The 15,647-nt window shown below is 66.3% G+C and carries 16 protein-coding genes; 11 read left to right on the plus strand and 5 right to left on the minus strand.

Features of this window, described 5'->3' with window-relative positions; genetic code table 11:
• The first annotated feature begins 58 nt into the window (after positions 1-58).
• Positions 59-1,294, plus strand: a complete 1,236-nt coding sequence (locus HUT07_RS14210; RefSeq protein ID WP_254898874.1) for a hypothetical protein — start codon at positions 59-61, stop codon at positions 1,292-1,294.
• 70 nt (positions 1,295-1,364) lie between these two features.
• A complete protein-coding gene (locus tag HUT07_RS14215) occupies positions 1,365-1,952 on the plus strand; it encodes an SMI1/KNR4 family protein (RefSeq protein WP_176021478.1) in 588 nt (195 codons plus the stop codon).
• 93 nt (positions 1,953-2,045) lie between these two features.
• Here the strand turns inward: HUT07_RS14215 and murD are convergent, their stop codons facing one another.
• The 3 genes from murD to HUT07_RS14230 all read right to left on the minus strand — a co-directional run bounded on the left by murD (position 2,046) and on the right by HUT07_RS14230 (position 7,473).
• A complete protein-coding gene (gene murD, locus HUT07_RS14220) occupies positions 2,046-3,455 on the minus strand; it encodes a UDP-N-acetylmuramoyl-L-alanine--D-glutamate ligase (protein WP_176021479.1) in 1,410 nt (469 codons plus the stop codon).
• Positions 3,436-4,788 (minus strand): UDP-N-acetyl-alpha-D-muramoyl-L-alanyl-L-glutamate epimerase, encoded by a 1,353-nt coding sequence (gene murL, locus HUT07_RS14225; protein ID WP_176021480.1) that lies wholly within the window; start codon positions 4,786-4,788, stop codon positions 3,436-3,438. Before murL ends, murD begins: the two co-directional genes overlap by 20 nt.
• Positions 4,789-4,878: 90 nt before the next feature.
• Positions 4,879-7,473: a bifunctional aspartate kinase/diaminopimelate decarboxylase gene (locus tag HUT07_RS14230; RefSeq protein WP_176021481.1), complete on the minus strand. Its 2,595-nt coding sequence runs from the start codon at positions 7,471-7,473 to the stop codon at positions 4,879-4,881.
• A gap of 75 nt (positions 7,474-7,548) precedes the next feature.
• On the opposite strand from HUT07_RS14230, the gene HUT07_RS14235 reads away from it, so the two are divergent.
• Together HUT07_RS14235 and HUT07_RS14240 are read left to right on the plus strand one after the other, a co-directional pair.
• Positions 7,549-8,421, plus strand: coding sequence for a PhzF family phenazine biosynthesis protein (locus HUT07_RS14235; protein ID WP_176021482.1), 873 nt, complete (start codon positions 7,549-7,551; stop codon positions 8,419-8,421).
• 94 nt (positions 8,422-8,515) lie between these two features.
• On the plus strand, positions 8,516-9,394 hold the full coding sequence (locus tag HUT07_RS14240; RefSeq protein ID WP_176021483.1) for a PhzF family phenazine biosynthesis protein: 879 nt from the start codon (positions 8,516-8,518) through the stop codon (positions 9,392-9,394).
• Positions 9,395-9,443: 49 nt separating this feature from the next.
• Here HUT07_RS14240 and HUT07_RS14245 read toward each other — a convergent pair whose 3' ends face one another.
• The gene (locus HUT07_RS14245; RefSeq protein WP_176021484.1) at positions 9,444-9,875 is read right to left on the minus strand and encodes an OsmC family protein; all 432 of its coding nucleotides are present in this window, start codon (positions 9,873-9,875) and stop codon (positions 9,444-9,446) included.
• A 370-nt stretch (positions 9,876-10,245) separates the two neighbouring features.
• On the opposite strand from HUT07_RS14245, the gene HUT07_RS14250 reads away from it, so the two are divergent.
• From HUT07_RS14250 to HUT07_RS14265, 4 genes are all read left to right on the plus strand, one after another.
• The gene (locus tag HUT07_RS14250; RefSeq protein ID WP_089239384.1) at positions 10,246-10,647 is read left to right on the plus strand and encodes an HU family DNA-binding protein; all 402 of its coding nucleotides are present in this window, start codon (positions 10,246-10,248) and stop codon (positions 10,645-10,647) included.
• Positions 10,648-10,937: 290 nt separating this feature from the next.
• Positions 10,938-11,246: a DUF3861 family protein gene (locus HUT07_RS14255; RefSeq protein WP_099819298.1), complete on the plus strand. Its 309-nt coding sequence runs from the start codon at positions 10,938-10,940 to the stop codon at positions 11,244-11,246.
• A gap of 170 nt (positions 11,247-11,416) precedes the next feature.
• On the plus strand, positions 11,417-11,830 hold the full coding sequence (locus tag HUT07_RS14260; protein ID WP_343203033.1) for a hypothetical protein: 414 nt from the start codon (positions 11,417-11,419) through the stop codon (positions 11,828-11,830).
• An 81-nt stretch (positions 11,831-11,911) separates the two neighbouring features.
• A complete protein-coding gene (locus HUT07_RS14265) occupies positions 11,912-12,508 on the plus strand; it encodes a DUF1439 domain-containing protein (protein WP_176021486.1) in 597 nt (198 codons plus the stop codon).
• A gap of 80 nt (positions 12,509-12,588) precedes the next feature.
• Here the strand turns inward: HUT07_RS14265 and HUT07_RS14270 are convergent, their stop codons facing one another.
• Positions 12,589-13,056: an SET domain-containing protein-lysine N-methyltransferase gene (locus HUT07_RS14270; RefSeq protein WP_010483549.1), complete on the minus strand. Its 468-nt coding sequence runs from the start codon at positions 13,054-13,056 to the stop codon at positions 12,589-12,591.
• Between the two features lie 209 nt (positions 13,057-13,265).
• Here HUT07_RS14270 and HUT07_RS14275 point away from each other — a divergent pair, with 209 nt between their 5' ends.
• From HUT07_RS14275 to HUT07_RS14285, 3 genes are read left to right on the plus strand one after another with little or no spacing between them, the layout of a single operon-like run.
• On the plus strand, positions 13,266-13,721 hold the full coding sequence (locus HUT07_RS14275; RefSeq protein ID WP_079220957.1) for an SUF system Fe-S cluster assembly regulator: 456 nt from the start codon (positions 13,266-13,268) through the stop codon (positions 13,719-13,721).
• 17 nt (positions 13,722-13,738) lie between these two features.
• Positions 13,739-15,214: a Fe-S cluster assembly protein SufB gene (sufB, locus tag HUT07_RS14280; protein WP_176021487.1), complete on the plus strand. Its 1,476-nt coding sequence runs from the start codon at positions 13,739-13,741 to the stop codon at positions 15,212-15,214.
• Entirely contained in the window at positions 15,211-15,627 is a 417-nt protein-coding gene (locus HUT07_RS14285) for a lysozyme inhibitor LprI family protein (protein WP_134968779.1), read from the plus strand. Before sufB ends, HUT07_RS14285 begins: the two co-directional genes overlap by 4 nt.
• Positions 15,628-15,647 lie beyond the last annotated feature (20 nt).

Consider the following 15,647-nt stretch of genomic DNA (forward strand, 5'->3'; position numbering starts at 1 on the left):
CAGGCCGATAGATTCTGTCCAGCCATGCACCTCTTCCCCAACAAGGATGTCCTGCTTAGTGAAAACCCTGTATCCCGCTGCGCTTTTCTCGCTTTCCCTGCTGCTCCCGGCCGCCCAGCTGACAGCCAGTCCCCTTGACGAGACCTTCACCGCGTTCAGCCGCTGCGACGCCAGCTTCTTCTCCAGCCTGCACCAGCACGCAGATGCGTGGGCCACGCACGCAACGTTGGGCGGCACGGGGGCCATCAACTGGATCGAGAGCAGCGATCGCTCCGATGCCACGAACGAAGTCCAGCTCCGCGGCGGACCACGCATTGCCGGCCTGCCGGTCACCGCCTATTTCGACAACGCCTCGGACCTGGGCGTTCTGGGGCGCTATGTGGCCTGGGGATTCACCTTCGACGCGCCACTGGATGCGGTGGTCAAGCAGCTGTCTCCATTGATCGAACACGCCGACCGCCTGCAGGGCGATCGTGGAATGCAGGTCCGCAGCGAAGTCCGCGCAGCTGATCAGTGGTTGCCCACTTCCAATCGCGGCGGCATCGCCGCCGGACGCATGCTTCTGGAACGCGTGCTGCTGCTGGAATTCAGCGAAGGCAGGACCCGGGTGGGATGTTCGCTGCAGGGCGCGGTGGATGCGGACGTCATGGCACTGCTGCGCCCCGACGTGCCGCCCGCAGATCGCCCCTTGCCGCAGGCGGCAGGGCGGCGGCTGGAAGATGTCCCCGTCCTCAAGGCGGTTGCTGATGGCGTGGATCAACCATTGCTGGCACCCCGGTTCACATCGCTGACCTACCGCTACCGGCCCAAGGGAAAGCCGCCCTCGACTACGCCGACAACGATCACCATGGTGGCCGACAACGGGCTGTTGAAGATTACAGAGGACTACACCTCGTTCACCATGCATCGGCTGTCAAAGGCCAATCTTTTCCAGCTGGCATCAATGCGCGACGCTGGGATGACCCTGCAGACCCGCTCGCTGAAGCAGGATCTTCCAGCAGCGTGGACACCCGGCAAGCGGTTCCGCGCAGAGACGACGATGGTCTTCTATCCGGAACGTGGCACTTCAAAGCCACTCACCACCGAGCTGTCCTGCGTGATCGGAGAGCGCTTCCCGGCGGCCGATATATCAGTCTCGCTTTCTGGCGAAGCAATCCGGCTGGAGTGCAAGGTCGATGGTGATCGCAGTGTTCGTGCCTTCATCGAGGACCTCGGCATTGCGATCCTCCTGGAGTCGCATGGCAAGTACAGCTCATCGCTCTACGACATCATCGATTTGCAGGTGGTACGCTGACAAGCCGTGCTGCACGGCCGGCTTCGATGCACGAAGCCGGCTGCGCCGGCCCCGCTATTGGCATCTTCCGATGACCCTTGTTGATCGTTTCCTGTCTGGCCTGATTCCGCGCCTGCCCGCCGAGGACGCTCCGCAATGGGCGTGGGTACGGGGGGCCACTGACGAAGAGCTGCAGCGCCTGCGTGCGCAGTGGCCACAGGTTCCCGACAGCCTGGTGGAGCTGCTTTCGCGCGTGGATGGCACGCACTATCGCAAATACCCGAAAGGCGAAGTCTGCGTGCTGATGCTGGGCTCGGACGTGGGCGACTATCCGTACTACCTGCGCTCGGTGGCACAGATCTTCGAAGACCAGCAGCAGTGGGACGACAGCATCCGATCCATCTACGAAGAATGGCTGGATGACGAACCGGAGATCCTCGGTGCCGGCATCGACGCCGACCTGCCGATGAGCCGTCGCCTGTGCTTTTCTCACTGCATGAACAACGGCGGCACCTCGATGCTGTATCTGGATTTCGATCCTGCACCCGGCGGCAGCATCGGCCAGGTGGTGCGCTACCTGCACGACCCGGACAGCTACGCGGTGATCGCGCCCAGCTTCGATGCGTACCTGCAACAGTTGATCGATGGTGGATACGCGTTCATCGACGAGGATCAATGAAGGCAGCCGAGCGTGGGCTCGGCCCTGCAGTAGATCCACGCCATGCGTGGATGATTTTCGCCGTAGATTGCCGGCCAGCGGCCGGCACTACCGTCAGCCGATCCCGATCCCCGGAATCGCGCTGATGGTGTCCGGGTCGAACCCGGCCAGTTCGGCGAAATGCCGCCCGCGTGCAACGTAATCGCGGTAAGCACCGTAGCTCGGCGCCCCCGGCGACAGCAGCACCACCCCACCCTGCACTCCCAGCGCATTGCGGGCCAGCGCCATCGCCTCGGGCAGATCGCCCGCCGCATGCAGGCCGAAGCGGCCGGCGTCGGCCAACGGCTGCAGCATCGCGTGGATGCGCGGGCCGTTGCTGCCCATGGTCACGATCTCCACCGGCGGAACGTCGTGCGCCATGTGCTGCATGAAGTCGGTCCAGTCCAGACCACGGTCATGCCCGCCCACCAGCAGCGCGATGCGCTGACCGGCAAAGCACTCCAGCGCCGCCAGGCTGGCATGTGGCGTAGTGCTGATCGAATCGTTGATGTAGGTCAGGCCATCGACCTCGCCAATCCGCTGCAAGCGGTTCGGCAGCGGCCGGAAATCCTGCACCGCCGGCGCCAGCGCCACGGCGTCCAGGCCCAGTGCTTCCAGCGCGGCCAGCACCGCGCACAGGTTGCCGCGGTTGTGGCGGCCCGGCAGCGGCGTGTTGCGGGTATCGAACACGGCCTGCTCGCCGCGGTGCACGATGTCACCGCGCATGTGCCAGCCCTGCGGCTGGTTGAACCAGACCACCTCGCTGTGCGGCAGCGACAGCGCCGCCAGGTGCGGGTCTGCGGCATTGAGCACGGCAACGCGCGGCGCAGCGCCGGTCACCAGCTGCAGCTTGTCTTCGATGTAGCGTTGTTCGCTACCGTGCCAGTCCAGGTGTTCGGGGAACAGGTTCAGCACCACCGCTACCTGCGGGTGCGCGCCACTACGCGCGACCTCGCCGGTCTGGTAGCTGGACAGCTCCACCGCCCAGTACGCGGGCGCCGGTTGCGGGTCCAACACCTCCAGCAGCGGCAGGCCGATGTTACCGACCAGGCCGGTGCGATGGCCCGCGGCGCGCAGCAGGTGCGCGACCAGCGCGGTGGTGGTGCTCTTGCCCTTGGTGCCGGTCACGCAGATGGTGTCGCGCACGGTGCCTTCGTCGTCGGCATGTTCGGCAAACCACAACGCCGTGCCACCGATGAAGACAGTGCCCTGCCCGGCCGCCGCCAGCGCGATCGGCTGGTACGGGCTGATGCCGGGCGACTTGATCACCACCTCGAATGTGGCCAGTATTTCGGCCGTGGGTTCGCCGCGTACATCCAGCGCACCCTGCGTTTCCGCACGCGCGGCCTCGACCTCGGTGGCTGGGCAGAACAGGCTCAGGTCAAGCGATGGCAGGCGCGCGCGCAGTACCGCAAACGCAGCGCGGCCCTCACGACCCCAGCCCCACAGCGCTACGCGCTTGCCTTCAAGCTGCGAAATCTTCACGCACCCGTTCCCACAGCGTTGCCGGAATCCGATGTTCGCCCTGCAGCTGCATCAGCGGAGCCAGCTCCAGTTCGGCGGCATCCAGCTGCGGCTGGATCTCATTGCAGAAGCGCTTCACCAGCACGTCTTCCTTCCACTCCGGGCGCTGTGCCAAGGTCGCCATCGCTGCACGCGATTCGCGGCCTTCGCCCACGCACTCGAACGGCTTGTGGTCCTGGAATTCAAGCAGCGCATCGAAGCCACCGGCCTGCTCGGCATCGTCCAGCAGGTTGCGGCCGAAGATGCGCACCAGGCGCGTCTTGGGCATGAACGGAGCCAGCGCCAGGAACACGAAGTGGCACTTCGGGCAGACGCCGCACCAGCGGTTCACCGGGCGCTCGCCGAGGATGTGGAAGTTGCGGTTGCAGCTGGAGAAATGCGCGTCGTAGAAATCGCTCTTGGCGAACTGGCGGGCCACCGCCAGCTCCGACATCGGCCGCAGCAGCGAGTAGTACTGCAGATCAGCGGCCACCTGTTTCTGCACATACAGACCGAAGGCCTGCTCGAACGCCCAGCCCTTGGACCACTGGTGGTTCACTTCGCCGGTGCCCGGAATCTGGCTGCCGTAGCTGGCCGAACGCTCGTTGGAGAACACCACCTGGTCCACGCCCTGCAGCAGCGCGGCCAGCACCATGATGGCCGAGTTCACTGCGGTGACCGGGATGTGCCCATTCCACGCCCCCTGCCGGTTGAGCTCGAACAATTCCGGCGCCAACGCGCGACCGAGGTTCAATGTCGGCAGTCCGGTGCGCTCGGCACAGGCACGGATCAACTGGGAACCACCAATCCAGGTCACCGTTTCGTCCACGCCGGCGCGACGCAGCGCTTCGATGCTGACCAGCGAATCCTTGCCGCCACCGATGGCGACCAGCGCATGCGCCTGCAGGCCCAGCACCGGTGCCTGCACCGTTTCACCCTGCACCGGCAGACGGAACCGCCCGCGCAGGTTCAGGCCGTTGCGGTAGGCGAACTCGCCCAGACCATTGAGGTAGACCGTCTCCACCAGCGCGGCGGTATCGGCATCGATGCCGTAGCCGTCGATGCTGACCGTATCGGGCACACCGGCCTTGTAGTAGCTCACGCCGGCGATCAGGTGCAGCAGTTGCAGCGCGCGCTGCACGGCGTCGGCACGGGCCGGTTCCAGCACGAACGGGGCGCCGGGCACGGTAACGGTTTCCACCATCTCCGGGCCGTCATCGAAGGCGTAGACCAGTTTGGCCACGCCGGTATCCGCGGCGAACTCGCAGCGGACGAAGCGGAAGCAGGAAACCTGGTGTTTATCGAAAGCAGTCATGGTGGATCCAGTTCAAGCACGGTCAGGCACATGCCCGCGCGCAGGCGCGGGACGTGTCGGTGGGCGGGTGCAGGGCGCGCAAGGCGGTGATCATTCGATCACGTCCTCGCGCGGCATCGCCCGTTGGTTGTAGGTGTTGGACATCACATAGCCGTACGCACCGGCGTCGGCGATCAGCATCACATCGTCCGGCGCGGTCGACACCGGCAGCTTGCGGCGCTTGCCGAACACATCGCTGGATTCGCAGATCGGACCGACCACATCGAACGCCGCTTCGGCGTAGCCGCCCTGGCGGCTGAGGTTTTCAATGTCGTGCCAAGCGTCGTACAGGGCCGGGCGCATCAGCGTGTTCATGCCCGCATCCAGGCCGACACGGCGCACGCCGTCCTTCTCCACCACCTGGGTGGCATGGGTCAGCAGCACGCCCGACTCTGCCACCAGGAAGCGGCCCGGCTCGATCGCCAGGCGGAACGCCGGGTGCAGCGCCTTGACCTCGGCCAGGCCCTCGGCCCAGGCCTCCAGGTCGAACGGCTCGTCTTCGTCGCTGTAAGGAATCGGCAGGCCGCCACCAATGTCGATGGTCTGCACGCTGCCGATACGACGCGCGAAACCGGCCAGCTCATCGCACATCAGGCGCCAGTGCTGCGCGGTTTCCACGCCGCTGCCCAGGTGTGCATGCAGACCGACCACGCGGGTGCCCAGTTCGGTAGCTGCGCGCACGAACTCGTCCACCCGGGCGATCGGCAGGCCGAACTTGGATTCCTTGCCGCCGGTGCGGACCTTGGCATGATGGCCTTCGCCACGGCCCAGGTCCACGCGCAGCCACAGCTCGCGGTTGCGGAACAGGTCCGGCCAGCGCTGCAGGGCTTCGACGTTGTCGACAGTGACGGTCACGCCCATCGCGAACGCCGCTTCGTACTCGCTGCGCGGGCAGAAGCTGGGGGTGAACAGCACGCGCTTGGGCGACAGTTCCGGAATGGCCTGGAACACATGCTTCAGCTCGCCGTGCGACACGCATTCCAGGCCGAAGCCCTCGGCTTCCAGCAGCTGCAGGATGGCTGGATGACTGTTGGCCTTGATCGCGTAGTAACGCTGGTCGATCGGCTTGATCGCCGCCAGCGCGCGGGCACGCGCACGCACGGTCGGCAGGTGATAGACGTAACGCGGGGTGCCGGCATCGGCCAGCTGCAGCAGGTGCGCACGCTGGCCGCGCCACCACGGCGTACCACGCGGACGCACGGTGCCGGCGATTTCGCGCCAGCGCGGGCCGAATACCTCGGTCTCTTCCACCGGCATCGCGCCGCTGTCGATCAGCTCGGCGTGCAGGATCGGCAGCAGACCGTCAGCATCGGCCTCGTCGATGACGAAGGTCAGGTTCAGGTCGTTGGACGACTGCGAGATCATGTGCACGCGCTCACGACCGAAGGTCGCCCACACGTCCGACAGCTTGTGCAGCAGCGAGCGCATGCCCAGGCCAACCAGAGTGATCGCCGCGCACGGCACGATCACCTTGACCTTGCAGATCTGCGACAGATCGGCCGACAGTGCCGCCAGCACATCGGTGTTGACCAGGTTCTCGGACGGGTCCAGCGACACGGTGACGTTGGTCTCGGCCGAACCGATCAGGTCCACCGACAGGCCGTGCTTCTTGAACAGGCCGAACACATCGGCGAGGAAGCCGACCTGCTGCCACATGCCGATGCCTTCCATCGACACCAGCACGATGCCGTTGCGACGGCTGATCGCCTTCACCCCCGGCACCGGCGCGGCATTGCCGTCGATGCTGGTGCCCGGCAGTTCCGGACGCTCGGTATCGAGGATCGCCATTGGCACGCCGGCATCGCGGCACGGCTTGATCGAGCGCGGGTGCAGCACCTTGGCACCGGTGGTGGCGATTTCCTGCGCTTCGTAATAATCCAGGCGGGTCAGCAGGCGCGCATCCGGCACGTCCTTGGGATTGGCGCTGAACATGCCCGGCACATCGGTCCAGATCTCCACGCGGCTCGCGCCGAGCAGCGCACCGAAGTACGCCGCCGAGGTATCCGAACCGCCGCGGCCGAGAATGGCCGTGCCGCCGTCGGCATGACGCGAGATGAAACCCTGGGTGATCAGCAGGCGCGTGGGCTGCGCACGGAAGCGCTGCGTCCATTCCGCATCGGCACGCCACTGGCAGTTCACCGACAGGCGCTGCGACCAGTCGCTCTGGTTCGGCTGCGGCGGCAGCGCGTCCAGCCACTGGCGCGCATCCATCCAGCCGAAATCCAGGCCGCTGGCACGCAGGTAGGCCGCGCCCAGGCTGGACGACAGCAGTTCACCCTGGCCCAGCACTTCGGCCTGCCAGTCCAGCGGTCGGCTGGGCGCACGCGGGTCGTCCAGCAGGCCCTGCAGCGCGGCCAGGCGCTCGGCCAGCACCTCGGTGCCCAGGCCCAGCTCTTCCAGGAAGCCCTGGTGGCGCTCGACCAGCGCCGCCACGCGATCGCGGCTGTCCGGCGCGCCATCGGCAATCGCGGTCAGTTCGTTGGTGACCCCGGACAGTGCCGAAACCACCACCAGCACGCGCGCGCCGGTCTCTTCCGCCCGTTTTTTCGCCAGCTTCCCGATCGTGTCCCAGCGGTGGCGACGCGACACCGAGGTGCCGCCGAACTTCAGTACGATCCAACGATCGACAAGGGGGGAAGCTGACATGGATAGGCTATGTGTAATGTGGGGAAGCCGCCCTTGGGGGCGGAACCTTCGATTCTAAGCCCAATACACCCGTCAATGACCGCCTACCGCTACCTGCAGCTCGATGTCTTCGCCCACCAGCCCGGTACCGGCAACCCGCTCGGTGTCGTGTTCGACGCGGATGGGCTGTCCACCGACCGCATGCAGGCCCTGGCCGCCTGGCTGAACCTGTCCGAGACCGTGTTCTTCCTGCGCCCCACCGCTGCCGGCGCCGACTACCACGTCCGCATCTTCACCCCCGCCAGCGAGCTGCCCTTCGCCGGCCATCCCAGCGTGGGCGCCGCCTGGGCCGCGGTCACCTGCGGCCTGGTGCAGCCGCGCGACGGGGCCTTGGTACAGCAATGCGCGGCCGGCCTGCTGCCGGTGCAGGTCACCGGCCCGACCGACGCGCCCACCATCCGCCTGGCCAGCCCAGCGGCGCACCTGCTGCCGACAGCGCCGGGTGCCGTGCCGGAAGCGCTGCGCGCCGCCACCGCCGAAGGCCAGTGCGCCGAACTCTGGGACAACGGCCCGCGCTGGTGGCTGCTGCCGCTGCGCGATGCCGACGCCGTGCGCACGCTGGTACCGGACATGGCGGCCCTGCGCGACTGGAGCATGGCCACCGGCGCGCTCGGTGTAGCCGTGTTCGCGCCCGAACCCGATGCCGACCATGACCTGGTGGTGCGCGCGTTCTGCCCGGCCGATGCGCCCAACGTCCCCGAAGATCCGGTGACCGGCAGCGCCAACGCGCTGATCGGCGCCTGGCTGCGGCAGCGCAATGCCCTGCCCGGCGAAAACGGCAGCTACGTCGCCAGCCAAGGCCGCGAAGTCGGCCGCGATGGCCGCGTGCAGGTCACCGTCGACGCTCGGGGCACGATCTGGATTGGTGGCCAGGTGCAGCCGGTGATCGACGGCACTGTCTGCTGGTAGCGTCGGGCCACGCCCGGCGGCCTGCCACGCTCCGCGCTCGCGGGGCATGGCCCCGCGCTACCCTATGCGGCCTGTTTCCTGGAGTTCCCGCCTGATGTCCGCACGCCGTTTCCTGCAGCTGGATGTGTTCTCCCCGCGCCCCGGCGCTGGCAATCCGCTGGCCGTCGTGCTCGATGCCGAAGGTCTGGACGATACGGTGATGCAGGCCATCGCCCGCTGGACCCGCCTGCCCGAAACCACCTTCGTGTTCCCGCCACAGGCGCCCGGCAGCAGCTATCGGCTGCGCATGTTCAGCCCGCAGAAAGAGGTGCCGTTCGCCGGCCATCCCAGCGTCGGCACGGCCCATGCGGTGCTGCAGGCAGGCCTCGCTGCGCCGGTCGACGGGGTGCTGGTACAGGACGGCATCGCCGGGACGCTGCCACTGCGCGTGACCGGCGAAGGCGCCCAGCAGCGCATCGCCATCCGTACGCCGCGTGCACAACTGGCCGAGATTGCCGCTACGGATGATCCGCGCTTGCGGACCGCCTTGCAGGGGTGGCCGCTGGGCGCACAGCCTCCGGCACGCATGCAGGGCGGCCGCAGCTGGTGGGTGGTGCAGGTCGCCGACGAGGCCGCGCTGCGCGCCCTGCGCCCCGATTGGGATGCGGTCGCCACGCTGGCTGAGTCAACCGACAGCATGGGCGTGTTCGCCTATGCCTTTGCCGATGGCAAAGAAGGTTACGACCTGGCAGTGCGTGCATTCGTCGGCAATGGACGCCGCTTCGAGGATGCGGCCTCAGGTGCGGCCAATGCGGTACTGGCGGCCTGGCTGGACCTGCGCGATGCCCTGCCACACGGCCGCCAGCCCTTCGAGGTCAGCCAAGGCCGCGAAGTCGGCCACGATGCGCGCCTGACCCTGCGGGTCGATGAAGATGGCGAAGTCTGGTCCGGCGGCCAGGTGCAGACGGTGATTTCCGGCACCATCGACTGGTGATGGAATGCTGTAGAGCCGAGCATGGGCTCGGCTCTACAGACGCACTGGCTCAGCCCAGCTCGGCTTCGAGGCTGATCGGCACTGCGCTCAGTGCTTTGGAAACCGGGCAATTCTGCTTGGCGTCATCGGCAATCGCGCGGAACTGCGCCGCGTCGATTCCCGGCACCACCGCCTTCACTTTCAGCCGGATCTGCGACAGCTGCGGACCGCCTTCCATCGATAGATCGACCTTGGCTTCGGTGTCCAGCGAGGTCGGGGTGAAGCCGGCTTCGCCGAGCTTGGCCGACAGCGCCATGGTGAAACATCCGGCGTGCGCGGCAGCGATCAGCTCTTCGGGATTGGTGCCCTTTTCATCACCAAACCGGCTGTTGAAGCCATAGCGGGTCTTGTCCAGCAGACCGCTCTGTGGCGTGCTCAACTGGCCCTTGCCCGACTTCAGGTCGCCTTCCCAATGCGCGGTAGCGTGTCGCGAGATTCCCATGTCCTACTCCGTTGCGGCTGCGATGAACCGTTACCCTGGCACGCACCGCGTTAGCCCTGCGTCGCCCCGCCGCATGCGCCGCGCCTGTCCCGAGCCAGCGCATGGACACTTCTTCGCCACCAACCCGGCGCTTTTCCCCTTGTTTTCAGTCATTTCGCCCACCCGACCGAAAACAACGACACCGCAGTGCAGTGCACCACGGCACCCGTTCCCCCCACCGCCGGCCATGTACTGAATCGGCCTGGATATGAAAAAACATGCACTTTCAGCACTCCAGGCTATTGGCGGCGCCCAAGAGTTGCCCTACATTGCGCTTGCCGACGGGGTTCGGCGCCGACCAAACAACCAACCGTTCACGGAACAGGAAACCATGGCAAAGACCGCTAAGAAGGCTGCCCCGAAGAAGGCAGTGAAGAAAGTCGCGACGAAGGCTGCCGCCGCTAAGCCGGCCGCTCCGAAGCCGATCAAGGAAGTGCTGACCAAGTCCGGCCTGGTTGCACACATCGCTGAAGTCTCCGGCGTTGTCGCCAAGGACGTCCGCGCTGTGCTGGCCTCGCTGGAAGGCGCTGTCGCCGCTTCGGTGCACAAGAAGGGCGCAGGCTCGTTCACCCTGCCGGGCCTGCTGAAGATCAGCACCGTCAATGTGGCAGCCAAGCCGAAGCGCAAGGGCATCAACCCGTTCACCAAGGAAGAGCAGTGGTTCGCCGCCAAGCCGGCCACCACCAAGCTCAAGGTTCGCCCGCTGAAGAAGCTCAAGGACGCTGCGCTCTAAGCGCGCGCCCTGCAGCGGATACCTGACGGGACGGCCTTGGCCGTCCCGTTTTTTTTGCCCTGCTCTCCAGTAGATCCACGCCACGCGTGGATGCCCTGCTCGGCCCCGCAACACAGCGTTTCCCGCGCCCACGCAATCACCTGCGCAGGCCCGCCGGCCATGGTCTGGCCGCTGTTTTTCCAGTGCAGGAACGGACCGGGTGGAACACTGCGTGCAGCCCCGGCCATCGTCGCCGGCCAATGCACTGCCTATGGTGGACGCATCCCTCCCCACCCGCGCGAGCACCCCTCATGGCCAGCCCCTCCACCCGCTACCGGATCTCGGTGACCCCGATCGAAAAGGACGGACACCAGTGCACCGGGCGCTGCACCATCGAACTGGAACACCGCGCCAGCCGCGACCTGATGCGCCTGCTGGAATCAGCCCCGCGCACGGCCGGCCTGAGCGGCGACGAACGTGCCACCCTGGTGGTGGCCACCCAGCTGCTGCGCGACATCGTGCAACGCCATGCAGACACCGATGGCCATGCACTGGCAGCGATCGCCGCGCAGGTGCTGCCGGCACTGGACGCGCTGGAGCAGCTTCCCTCTTCGCGCTGAGCCTCGCTTGGCCGCTACACTGCCGCCTTCCAGGTCGCTTCGGGGAGGAGGCAGACATGCGTGGATTTTCTTTCCTGTTGATCCCGTTGCTTGCGACGGGCTGTGCCGACCCGGCGGCGCCAGCGGCGCCCACCAAGGCGGGCTCGGCTCCTGCCGCAACCGCCCCTTCCGTGCCTACGACGAAAACGGCCCCGGAATCAGCGACCGTCGACCCGCTGTATGGCGCCGTTGCCAACACCAGCGAATCGCCCGCAGTGATGCTCAACCGCTACATGCTCGACCTGCTCAACCAGAACAAGGTGCGCAGCGATGCGGCCTGGGCCCATGCCCCGCCCGACCCACGCCATGCCGACGACGCTGTGCTGCGCGTACTGCCCGACGTGCGCAATCTGCGCCTGGACAGTGATGTGGCGCTGCCACGCGACGATGGGCAGCCGCCGCGCCTGCTGGAAGTTCCGGTGACGATCCGCGCGGTGACTGCCGAGGGCACCTTCCGCTACCACGGCTGGTACCGCGTGCAGCCCAGCGCCGACGGCCGCGCCTGGAAGATCCAGTCGGCCAGCCTGCAGCCAACGCTGGACTGAACCGTTGCAACCGTGTGTACCCGCGATTCAGCGGGCAAAGCTACTCTGTAGGCCTCTTCGATCCTTCTTCCGGTCACCGCCATGCGCCTGCGTTCCCTGATGACCCGCCTCGCCGCCTCGACCGTGCTGATTGCTGCCGCAATCGGTGCGCAGGCCGCCCCTTCGATCTCCGGTCGTGAACTGGCGGTTGGCGCCAGCGACGTGCAGCAGTATCTGGACGGCAGCTTCCCGCGCACCCAGGACGCACTGGGCGGCCTGATCGCGCTGACCATGAGCCACCCGCAGCTGAGCCTGCCGGCAGGCGAACGACTGAACCTGGGCATGGACGTGGCGCTGGCCACCGCGGGCGGCAACCCGGCCAAGCTGGGTACCGTAAAGCTCAGCAGCGGCCTGCGCTATGACGCACAGACCCAGGGCTTCCACCTGCAGCAGCCGAGCGTGGATGATTTCACCCCGGCCAACCAGGGCGGTCGCCTCGACTCGCGTACCCGCGGCCTGCTGAACGCATGGCTGAGCGACTACGCCCAGCGCGAACCGATCTACAAGCTGGACCCGGCCGTGGCCGGCCTGCTCGGTGCCCTGCAGGTGCAGTCGGCGCAGGTGAAGAACGGCAAGCTGGTGGTGACCTTCAACCAGAACCTGGGCAACCTGGTGCCGGCTGGCGTGCTGGGCAAATAAGGGTAGCGCCGGGTCATGCCCGGCGGCTTCCATTGTTCCCGCGCTTCGCGCTCGCCGGGCATCGTCCGGCGCTACCGCAATCAGCGCTTGGGCTGCAGCATCGTGCCGGTGCACTTGGGTGAGCCGCAGCGGCACTCCCAGATCTTCTTCAGCTTGGCCGTATGCCGCTCGGCCAGGGTGATGCCGTAGTTGTAGGTCAGCTCTTCGCCGGCCTTGATATCGCGCAGCGCCTCGATGAAGACCTTGTCGCCGCGGCTGTCACCGTCTTCGTCTTCCTCGATCACCGCCTCGCAGTTCGGGTCGCAGCTGTGGTTGATCCAGCGCGCGTCGTTGCCCTTGTAGTTGGCATCGATCACCCAGTCGTCGTTGAGGGTGAACAGGAAGGTATGGCCGCTTTCCACATCGCCACTGTCATCGGCATCGACATCGCCGTGGCTGCGCAGCAGGCCCTTGTACTGGATCACGCGCTCGCCCTGCTTGATCGGGGCCACGGAAAACACACCGTTGCCGTGGATGGCGGACTTGCGGGCTTGGATCTTCTTGGGCATCGGCAAGAGACGTTTGCAGCGAAAGGAAGGTTGATTCTCGCCCATTCCGGGTGATTGCGAAAATCACCCCCATGCTCCAGCATGTCGCCCCGATGGCCACCCTCGGCGACCGACCCGCGGCCCGCCCCAAGCGCCCGCTGAATGGCCGGGTTGGATGCTGGCGAATAAAAGCGTACAATTTCAGTCCGCTTTAAGAACCACTCGCATCCATGTTGCGCGTCACCAAGCTCACCGATTACGCCACCGTCGTACTGACCGTACTCGCCGCCCGTCCGGGCGAGGTGCTCAGTGCCACCGAGCTGGCCGAATTCACTGGTCTGGAGCCGCCCACCGTCAGCAAGGTGCTCAAGCCGCTGGCCCAGGCCGGCCTGGTCGAAGGCCTGCGCGGCGTCCGCGGCGGCTACCGGCTGACCCGCCCATCCATCGAGATCTCGCTGTTTGAAGTGGTTGAAGCCATGGAAGGGCCGTTGGCCCTGACCGAGTGCAGCCACGACCACCACCAGTGCGGCATGGCGCCCAAGTGCGGCGCACGCAGCAGCTGGCGGCTGATCAACGACGTGGTCTCCGAGGCCCTGCGCGATGTCACCCTCGCCCAGATCCTGCCCCCTCTTCCCCTTGTCGATGACGAACAGCGCCGCACCATCGCTGTCGACGTCGTCTCCTGATCCGTAGGCAGCCCCCCATGGCCACCGAAACCATCGAAACCGTCGCCAGCGACGACACCCCCAACCGCGAGATCCACGAGCAGCTTGGCCGCAAGTATTCGGCCGGCTTCATCACGGACATCGAGTCGGACTCCCTTCCCGCCGGCTTGGACGAGGACACCATCCGCGCCCTGTCGGCCAAGAAGGAAGAGCCGGAGTGGATGACGCAGTGGCGCCTGGACGCCTACCGCCACTTCCTGACCATGCCGATGCCGAACTGGGCCAAGCTGCAGATCGCCCCGATCGATCTGCAGGCGCTCAGCTACTACTCCGCGCCGAAGGGCCCGAAGTACGCCTCGCTGGATGACGTGCCGAAGGAACTGCTGGATACCTACGACAAGCTGGGCGTGCCGCTGCACGAACGCGCCAAGCTGGCCGGCGTGGCGGTGGACGCAGTGTTCGATTCGGTATCCGTCGGCACCACCTTCCGCAAGGAACTGGCCGAGAAGGGCATCGTGTTCTGCTCGATGTCCGAAGCCATCAAGGAATACCCGGAACTGGTGCGCCAGTACCTGGGCACCGTGGTGCCGGTGGGTGACAACTACTTCGCCGCTCTCAATTCGGCAGTGTTCTCCGATGGCAGCTTCGTGTTCATTCCCACGGGCGTGCGTTGCCCGATGGAACTGAGCACCTATTTCCGCATCAACGCCGGCCACACCGGCCAGTTCGAGCGCACGCTGATCATCTGCGAGGACAAGGCATACGTGTCCTACCTGGAAGGCTGCACCGCGCCGATGCGCGATGAGAACCAGCTGCACGCCGCAGTAGTCGAGCTGGTGGCGCTGGAAGACGCCGAGATCAAGTATTCCACCGTGCAGAACTGGTACCCGGGCGACGAAAACGGCGTGGGCGGCATCTACAACTTCGTCACCAAGCGTGCCGAATGCCGTGGCGCGCGCAGCAAGGTCACCTGGACCCAGGTCGAAACCGGTTCGGCGATCACCTGGAAGTACCCGTCCTGCGTGCTGCTGGGCGACGACTCGGTCGGTGAGTTCCACTCAGTGGCACTGACCCACCATCGCCAGCAGGCCGACACCGGCACCAAGATGATCCACGTTGGCAAGCGCACCAAGAGCAAGATCATCAGCAAGGGCATCAGCGCCGGCCGCGGCCAGAATACCTACCGCGGCCTGGTGAAGGTCGACCGCAACGCCGATGGCGCGCGCAACTACACCCAGTGCGATTCACTGCTGATCGGCAAGCAGTGCGGTGCCCACACCTTCCCCTACATCGAGGTGAAGAACCCGGGCGCCACCGTCGAGCACGAGGCCACCACCTCGAAGATCTCCGACGACCAGCTGTTCTACTGCCGCGCCCGTGGCATCAGCCAGGAAGACGCGGTGTCGATGATCGTCGACGGCTTCTGCAAGCAGGTGTTCCGCGAACTGCCGATGGAATTCGCAGTGGAAGCCAAGAAGCTGCTGGAAGTCTCGCTGGAAGGGTCGGTCGGATGAAGGCCCTGTTCGCCCTGGCCCTGCTGCTCGGCACCGCCGCGCCGGCATGGGCGGCCAGCGCCGACGCCGACGGCTGCAATCCGGAAGGCACGCAGATGGAGCTCAACGCCTGCGCCGACCGCGATTTCCGCAAGGCCGACGCCGAGCTCAACGCGGTCTACCGGCAGGTGCTGGCCAAGCTTGCCGGGCAGCCGGTGGCACTGGCCCGGCTGAAGGACGCGCAGCGCCTGTGGGTGCAGCTGCGTGATGCCGATCTGGAGGCGCGCTACCCGGTCGGCAAGGACGAGAATCCGCGCGTCCTGTACGGCTCGATGTACCCGATGCTGTATCTGCACGCCAAGTCCAGCCTGACCGATACACGCACCGCCTACCTGCGCAGCGAATTCCTGGAGCGCAGCGAATACGACCTGTAAGTCGCGCTGCCTGCCATCCC

The sequence above is a fragment of the Stenotrophomonas sp. NA06056 genome, assembly GCF_013364355.1.
Lineage (GTDB): Bacteria > Pseudomonadota > Gammaproteobacteria > Xanthomonadales > Xanthomonadaceae > Stenotrophomonas.

What these genes read in the sequence shown, in the direction of transcription:
- HUT07_RS14215 (WP_176021478.1), top strand. Translation starts at nt 1,365, where the DNA reads ATGACCCTTGTTGATCGTTTCCTGTCTGGCCTGATTCCGCGCCTGCCC.
- murL (WP_176021480.1), bottom strand. Translation starts at nt 4,788, where the DNA reads ATGACTGCTTTCGATAAACACCAGGTTTCCTGCTTCCGCTTCGTCCGC.
- HUT07_RS14230 (WP_176021481.1), bottom strand. Translation starts at nt 7,473, where the DNA reads ATGTCAGCTTCCCCCCTTGTCGATCGTTGGATCGTACTGAAGTTCGGC.
- HUT07_RS14235 (WP_176021482.1), top strand. Translation starts at nt 7,549, where the DNA reads ATGACCGCCTACCGCTACCTGCAGCTCGATGTCTTCGCCCACCAGCCC.
- HUT07_RS14240 (WP_176021483.1), top strand. Translation starts at nt 8,516, where the DNA reads ATGTCCGCACGCCGTTTCCTGCAGCTGGATGTGTTCTCCCCGCGCCCC.
- HUT07_RS14245 (WP_176021484.1), bottom strand. Translation starts at nt 9,875, where the DNA reads ATGGGAATCTCGCGACACGCTACCGCGCATTGGGAAGGCGACCTGAAG.
- HUT07_RS14250 (WP_089239384.1), top strand. Translation starts at nt 10,246, where the DNA reads ATGGCAAAGACCGCTAAGAAGGCTGCCCCGAAGAAGGCAGTGAAGAAA.
- HUT07_RS14255 (WP_099819298.1), top strand. Translation starts at nt 10,938, where the DNA reads ATGGCCAGCCCCTCCACCCGCTACCGGATCTCGGTGACCCCGATCGAA.
- HUT07_RS14265 (WP_176021486.1), top strand. Translation starts at nt 11,912, where the DNA reads ATGCGCCTGCGTTCCCTGATGACCCGCCTCGCCGCCTCGACCGTGCTG.
- HUT07_RS14270 (WP_010483549.1), bottom strand. Translation starts at nt 13,056, where the DNA reads ATGCCCAAGAAGATCCAAGCCCGCAAGTCCGCCATCCACGGCAACGGT.
- HUT07_RS14275 (WP_079220957.1), top strand. Translation starts at nt 13,266, where the DNA reads ATGTTGCGCGTCACCAAGCTCACCGATTACGCCACCGTCGTACTGACC.
- sufB (WP_176021487.1), top strand. Translation starts at nt 13,739, where the DNA reads ATGGCCACCGAAACCATCGAAACCGTCGCCAGCGACGACACCCCCAAC.
- HUT07_RS14285 (WP_134968779.1), top strand. Translation starts at nt 15,211, where the DNA reads ATGAAGGCCCTGTTCGCCCTGGCCCTGCTGCTCGGCACCGCCGCGCCG.